Source organism: Streptomyces milbemycinicus (genome assembly GCF_002154605.1).
In the GTDB taxonomy this organism is placed as follows: domain Bacteria; phylum Actinomycetota; class Actinomycetes; order Streptomycetales; family Streptomycetaceae; genus Streptomyces; species Streptomyces milbemycinicus.
The window spans coordinates 1-5,951 of record NZ_MUNE01000258.1 but is presented as its reverse complement, the minus strand read 5'-3'; the positions used below and the strand labels follow the sequence as shown (position 1 = coordinate 5,951).

At 75.1% G+C, this 5,951-nt stretch carries 6 protein-coding genes; 4 read left to right on the top strand and 2 right to left on the bottom strand.

Translation table 11 applies throughout. The annotated features are described in order from the left end of the window. Both CCN51_RS21185 and CCN51_RS21180 read left to right on the top strand, forming a co-directional pair. Positions 1-411 (top strand): ATP-binding cassette domain-containing protein (locus CCN51_RS21185; protein ID WP_143675863.1); only part of this gene is annotated, 411 nt, incomplete at its 5' end. Next, positions 408-2,951, top strand: a complete 2,544-nt coding sequence (locus CCN51_RS21180) for an FtsX-like permease family protein (RefSeq protein ID WP_014177775.1) — start codon at positions 408-410, stop codon at positions 2,949-2,951. The genes CCN51_RS21185 and CCN51_RS21180, both read left to right, overlap by 4 nt. An 88-nt stretch (positions 2,952-3,039) precedes the next feature. Here the strand turns inward: CCN51_RS21180 and CCN51_RS21175 are convergent, their stop codons facing one another. Then, on the bottom strand, positions 3,040-3,684 hold the full coding sequence (locus tag CCN51_RS21175) for a response regulator transcription factor (RefSeq protein ID WP_014177774.1): 645 nt from the start codon (positions 3,682-3,684) through the stop codon (positions 3,040-3,042). Beyond that, positions 3,672-4,868 (bottom strand): sensor histidine kinase, encoded by a 1,197-nt coding sequence (locus CCN51_RS21170; protein ID WP_014177773.1) that lies wholly within the window; start codon positions 4,866-4,868, stop codon positions 3,672-3,674. Before CCN51_RS21170 ends, CCN51_RS21175 begins: the two co-directional genes overlap by 13 nt. Positions 4,869-5,052: 184 nt before the next feature. On the opposite strand from CCN51_RS21170, the gene CCN51_RS55925 reads away from it, so the two are divergent. Both CCN51_RS55925 and CCN51_RS56495 read left to right on the top strand, forming a co-directional pair. Further along, the gene (locus tag CCN51_RS55925) at positions 5,053-5,220 is read left to right on the top strand and encodes a hypothetical protein (RefSeq protein ID WP_014177772.1); all 168 of its coding nucleotides are present in this window, start codon (positions 5,053-5,055) and stop codon (positions 5,218-5,220) included. Between the two features lie 482 nt (positions 5,221-5,702). Next, positions 5,703-5,951, top strand: a 249-nt coding sequence (locus CCN51_RS56495; protein ID WP_211303239.1) for a hypothetical protein, incomplete at its 3' end; no start/stop codon positions are given.

The following is a 5,951-nucleotide window of genomic DNA, read 5'->3' as shown; positions in this document are numbered from 1 at the left end:
CCGTCCGACGGGCGGGCGGCGTGGGCGCTGGAGGCGGTGGGGCTAGCCGAGCGGGGCGCGGACCGGCCGACGGAGCTGTCGGGCGGGCAGGCCCAGCGGGTGGCGATCGCCCGCGCGCTGGTCACCGAGCCCGACATCGTCTTCGCCGACGAGCCCACCGGCGCGCTCGACCCGGCCACCGCGCACGGCGTGCTCTCACTGCTGCGGCAGGCCGTCGACCGCGACGGCCACACGGTGGTGATGGTCACCCACGACCCGGTCGCGGCCGCCTGGGCGGACGAGGCCCTGTTTCTGGCACGGGGGCGGGCCGCCGGCCGGCTGGACCGGCCCGGGGCCGACGAAGTGCGCCGCGTGATGCGGGACCTGGGGCGGGACAGGGCGACGATACGTGAGGAGGGGCAGAGGGCATGAACGTGACCAAGCTGCTGGCCTCCCGTGCCGCCCGTACGCACCGCAAGGCGTGGGCCGCCGTGTTCGCGGCGCTCGCCCTCACCTCCCTGCTGCTCGGCTCCTTCGTGCTCGCCCTCGCCTCAACCGGGCTCGGGCACGCCCGGGTGGAGCGGTACGCGGCGGCCGACCTCGTCGTCACCGGCGACCAGGAGACCCGCTTCACCGCCAAGCCCTGGGGCAGCGACCCCGAGACCGCGCGGGCCGGGCTCACCGAGCGGGTGCGGGTGCCGGCGGGCGCGCTGGGTGTGGTGCGGAAGGTGCCCGGTGTACGGGCGGCGGTCGCCGACGACGTGTTCCAGGTCGGGCGCGCGGGCCGGGCCGTCACCGGTCGCGCCTGGGACGCGGCCCGGCTCGCGCCGTACGAGCTGCGCGACGGGCGCGCCCCGCGCGCAGCCGGTGAGGTCGTGGTGGGCGGCGGGGCACGTATCGGCGAGCGGGTCACGCTGCGCGTGGCCGGTGCCGACGCGGCGTACACCGTCGTCGGCGTCGCCGACGGGCCGGACGCCGCGGTCTACTTCGAGGCGGCCGAGGCGCGGCGCCTGGCCGGGCACCCGGACACCCTGGACGCCATCGGGGTGATCGCCGAATCCGGCGTGGGGACCGGCGAGTTGTCCTCCCGGGTGCGGCACGCGCTGGACGCCGCGGAGATCCACAGCGTGGGGCGGCGCGCGGACGGCGACTCGGCCGAGGTCCAGGTGGAGACCGCGGACGGGCGCGGCGGCCCCGAGTTCCTGGCCGCCGCGCCGGCCCGCAAGGGCATGCTGGAACTGCTGGCGTCCGTGGCCGCCACCGTCGTCCTCATCGCGCTGCTCGTCGTGTCGTCGACGGTCGTACAGGCGCTGCGGCAACGCGCCCACGAGATCGGGCTGTTGCGCGCGGTCGGCGCGACGCCGCGGCAGCTGCGCGGCGCGGTCGGCCGGGAGGTGGGGCGGGTCGCGGCCCGCGCGGCGCTGCTGGGCGCCGTGGCCGCGCTTCCCGCGTACGCCGGGCTGCGCGGACTGCTGGGCGCGCGCGGCGCGCTGCCGCCCGGCCTCGAACTCCCCTTCCCGCCCTGGCTGTGGCCCGCGCCCCTGGTCACCGCGGGGATCACGGTCCTGATCGCGCGCGCCGCGGCGTGGATCGCCGGCGCCCGGGCCGCGAAGCTCCGCCCCGCGGAGGCGCTGCGCGAGTCGGCTCCCGGCACACCGCGCCGGGTCGCCGGGCTGGTGCTGCTGGGCCTGGGGGCGAGCTCGGCGGGGACGGCGGTCCTGCAGTCCGGCCAGGCCGCCGCGATGGCGGCCGGGGCGGCCGCGGTGACGATGGTCATCGGGTGCGCCCTGCTCGGGCCGTGGATCGCCGCGGGCGCGATGCGGATCCTCGGCGCTCCGCTGCGCCGCTTCGGCGGGCCCGGCGGCCGCCTCGCCGCCGCCAACTGCACGGCCGCCGCCACCCGCCTGGGCGCGGCCCTCACCCCGATCATCCTGGTCACCGCCTTCACCGCCGTACAGCTCTCGGGCGGCGCCACCCTCACCCACGCCGGCCAGGGCCAGGCCCGCGAGGCGATGCGCGCCGACTTCGCGGTGCGCGCGGACGGCGGCCTGCCGAGCGGCGCCGTGGAGCGGATCCGGGACGTGCCCGGGGTACGGGCGGCCACCGATGTCGTACGCGGCACGGTGGTGCTGGCCCGGCGGGAGACCGGTGAGCCCCGGCTCGACCGGCTGCCGGTCCTCGGCGTCACCCCGGAGGGCCTGCCGCACACCCTCGACCCCAAGCTGCGGAACGGCACCCTGAGCGCTCTGCGTCCCGGCACCGTTGCTGTCGGCGGCGACCGGGCACGCTCCCTCGACGCCCGCCCCGGCTCCACGGTGATGCTCCGCTTCGGGGACGGCGTGGAGAAGAAGCTGCGGGTCGTGGCGGTCTACGAACGCTCCCTCGCGCTGGGCGACTTCCTCCTCTCCCGCGATGAACTGCTGGCCCACGCCTCGATGCCCGGCCCGGGCCAGGTCCTGGTCACGGCCGCACCTGACGCCGACCGCCCGACGCTCGCAAAAGCCCTGGCCGCGGCGGTCCCCGGGGCCCGCACAGAGCCCGACCCCGCGCCGATCCAGGTCGAGCCGGAGGACCAGGAACTGGTCGAGGTGGTCACGGTCGCCGCGGTCTCCGCGATCGGGGCCTACACGGTGATCGCCGTCCTCAGCACCCTCTCGCTCATCACCATCGGCCGCCGCCCCGAACTCCGCCTGCTGCGCCTCGCCGGCGCCGGCCGCCGCCAACTGCGCCGCATGCTGCGCCTCGAGGCGGGCGCCACGGCGCTGACCGGCCTGGCCGTGGGCGCGGTGGTGGCGTCGGTGCCGCTGCTCGCGTTCAGCGTGGCGATGGCCCGTACGGTGCCCTATCTGCTGCCGGTCCAGGCGCTGGTGATCGTCGCCGTGGTCGCGGTCACCACAGCCGCGGGCACCCTGCCCCCGGCCCGCGCCGCGCTACGGGGCCGCTACCCGGGGGCGGGCCCGGCCGACGGATGAGGCATCCCCCCCACCCCTGGTAAAAAAAGTGCTTGATGTAGAGCAAGTGTTTTTTTGCCGGGGGGTGGGGGAGGGGCCGGTTTCTCCGTCACCCCTTGTTCAGGTACGCCAGCACCGCCAGCACCCGGCGGTGTCCGCTGTCGCTCGGCGGCAGGCTCAGCTTCGCGAAGACATTGCCGATGTGCTTGCTGACCGCGCGGTCGGAGACGACCAGCGTCTTCGCGATGGTGGCGTTGTCGCGGCCCTCCGCCATCAGGTGCAGCACCTCGCGTTCGCGCGGGGTCAGGGAGTCCAGGGGATCGTCGCGGCGCCGGGTCATCAGCTCCGTGACCACCTCCGGGTCCAGCGCCGTGCCGCCCGCCGCGACCCGCTCCAGGGCGTCCAGGAACTCGTCGACCCGGCCCACCCGGTCCTTCAGCAGATAGCCGACCCCGCTCGCGCCGCCGCCCAGCAACTCCGCGGCGTACGTCTCCTCGACGTACTGGGACAGCACCAGCACCGGCAGATCGGGGATCTCCTTGCGCGCCGCGAGCGCCGCGCGCAGGCCCTCGTCGCGGAAGCCTGGCGGCATGCGCACATCGAGGACGGCGACGTCCGGGCGGTGTTCGAGGAGGGCGGGCAGCACCTCGGGGCCGCTGCCGGCGACGGCGACCACCTCGTGCCCTGCGGAGGTCAGCAGCAGGACCATCCCCTCCCTCAGCAGGGCGTTGTCCTCGGCGATCACCACGCGCACGGCAGCTCCACTTCGATCACGGTCGGCCCCCCGACGGGGCTGGACACCTCCATCGTCCCGTCAAGTGCCGCCGCCCGGCGCCGCATCCCGAGCAATCCGCTGCCGCCCATTCCTCCGCCGGGCGCCGCGGCCGGGGTTTCGGCGCCGCCCTGGCCCTCGTCGCGCACCACGATCCGCAGCCGCCCGGCCGTACGGATCAGCTCCACCCGGGCGCGCTGGGACCCGCTGTGCTTCGCGGCGTTGGTCAGCGCCTCCGCGATCACGAAGTACGCGGCGGCCTCGACCGCGGCGGGGGCGCGCGGCAGATCCTCCCCCTCGACCCCGTCCGCGTCCACGGCCACATCGAGCCCGCTGCTGGCCGCGAGCGCGCGCACGGCGCCGACGAGGCCGCGGTCGGTGAGGATCGGCGGGTGGATGCCGCGGACGACATGGCGCAGCTCGGTCAGGGCCTCCTCGGCCTGGTTCTGCGCGTCGTCGAGGAGCTTGCGCGCCGCGTCGGGGTCCTTGTCGTACGCCCGCTTGGCCAGCCCGACCCGCATCGACAGGGCCACCAGCCGGGCCTGGGCGCCGTCGTGCAGATCGCGCTCGATGCGCCGCAGCTCCGCGCCGTGCGCGGCGACGGCGCCCGCGCGGGTGACGGTCAACTCCTCGACGCGCTCGGCGAGTTCGGCGCTGCGCCGGGCCTCGGGGGAGGGGGTCAGCAGCACGGTCGACCAGGAGGCGTCGAGGTCGGCGAGGCGCGAGAGCAGCGGCAGTACCACGGCCGGGCGCTTGAGCAGCCCGCACCACACCCCGTCCACGAACAGCCCCACGGACCACACGATCAGCGAGACGTAGGCCAGGACGAGGCCGTAGCCGAAATGCGCGAAGAGCCAGCGCAGATCCCGGTAGGTGCTCGGGTCCCGGGTCGCCGCGCGCACCCGTTCGAAGAGCTCGCCGGTGAGCGGCGCATACGCCTCGGCGACCGGCTTCCCCGACCAGGCCCCCACCTGCCGCCGCTTGAACCCGGCCATCCTGCGCAGCAGCAGCACCGTCTCGGGCAGCACCCCCGCGCCGACCACGATGGCCGTCGCGACGGCGGTGAACAGCAGCAACGCGATGTAGAGATACGACACCAGGGCCAGCCCGGCCCCCTTCATCAACTGGGCCGTGGCCCGCCCCGCCTGGTGCACCGTCTCGCGCATGGCCTCAGGCTAAGTGAATGGTCGCGGGGGCGCGGGTGATCGTGCACCCCGGCCGTTGGTGTAGCGCGCTACACCATGACTTCGGGAGGGCGCTCCCTCGAACACCCCATGCTCTGGGCGGCATTGTGGATCACACGAGCTCACCGGAACCGCTCACCGGAACCCCTCACCGAAGGAACTCACCATGAAGTCCCTGCTCTGGACCCTGCTGGCCATCGCCCTCGTCGCCAACGTCTTCACCAGCATCACGCTCAGCGGGGTCACGCAGATGCTCGTCAGCGTCGGCACGGGTGTCGTGGTGCTCGCGTCGGCCGCGGGCCTGTACGTCCTGCGTGACAAGCACTCCGGGTGATTAGCGGCCGTCTTCCGGTCGGTTTCCGGCAGAGCCGATCAATCCCCTCCTGCGTCCGAGCCCATGGGCTGATGATGGACGAAGCCTCGCGAGGCGAAGGGGGACGGGCTCATGCAGGAGAAGGATGTCGCGGCGTTGCGCGACAGGGCCGAACGGGCCGCGGCCGAGGCCCTGGCCTGCACCGCGTCGAACCGCCTCCCCGATGCGCCATCAGGCTCCGCGCCATCAGCCTCCGCGCCATCCGACTTCGCACCACCCGACCCGGCGCGAGCCGACCGCGTACGGTCCGAACTGGACGCGCTCGAAGCGGAGCTGGCCGCCGCCGTCCCGGACACCGACCCGCTGCTGTGCACCGTACGCGCCCGGCTCGGCGGCCTGTACGCCGATCGNNCCGAGGGCTGCGGCTGCTGCGCGCGGCCCGCGCCGCCGGGGCGCTCGGCCCACGGGACCAGACCTTCGCCACCCTCGACCAGACGCAGCTGATGCTGACGCCCGCCATGGTGACCGGGTGGGACGGCACGCTGTCCCAGTTCATGGAGTCCTTCAAGGTGGGCCGCCGGATATCGGCGGGCGACCCGGAACTCACCGGCGACCTCGCGGAGCTGGTCGGACTGCTGACCGAACTGGCGCCGGCGCTGCCCGAGCAGGTCGCCGAGCCCATGTCGTGGATCGCCGAGACCCTTGAGCGGTCCCAAGCCGTCGCGCGCGCCGGGGACCTCGAGCAGGTGGCC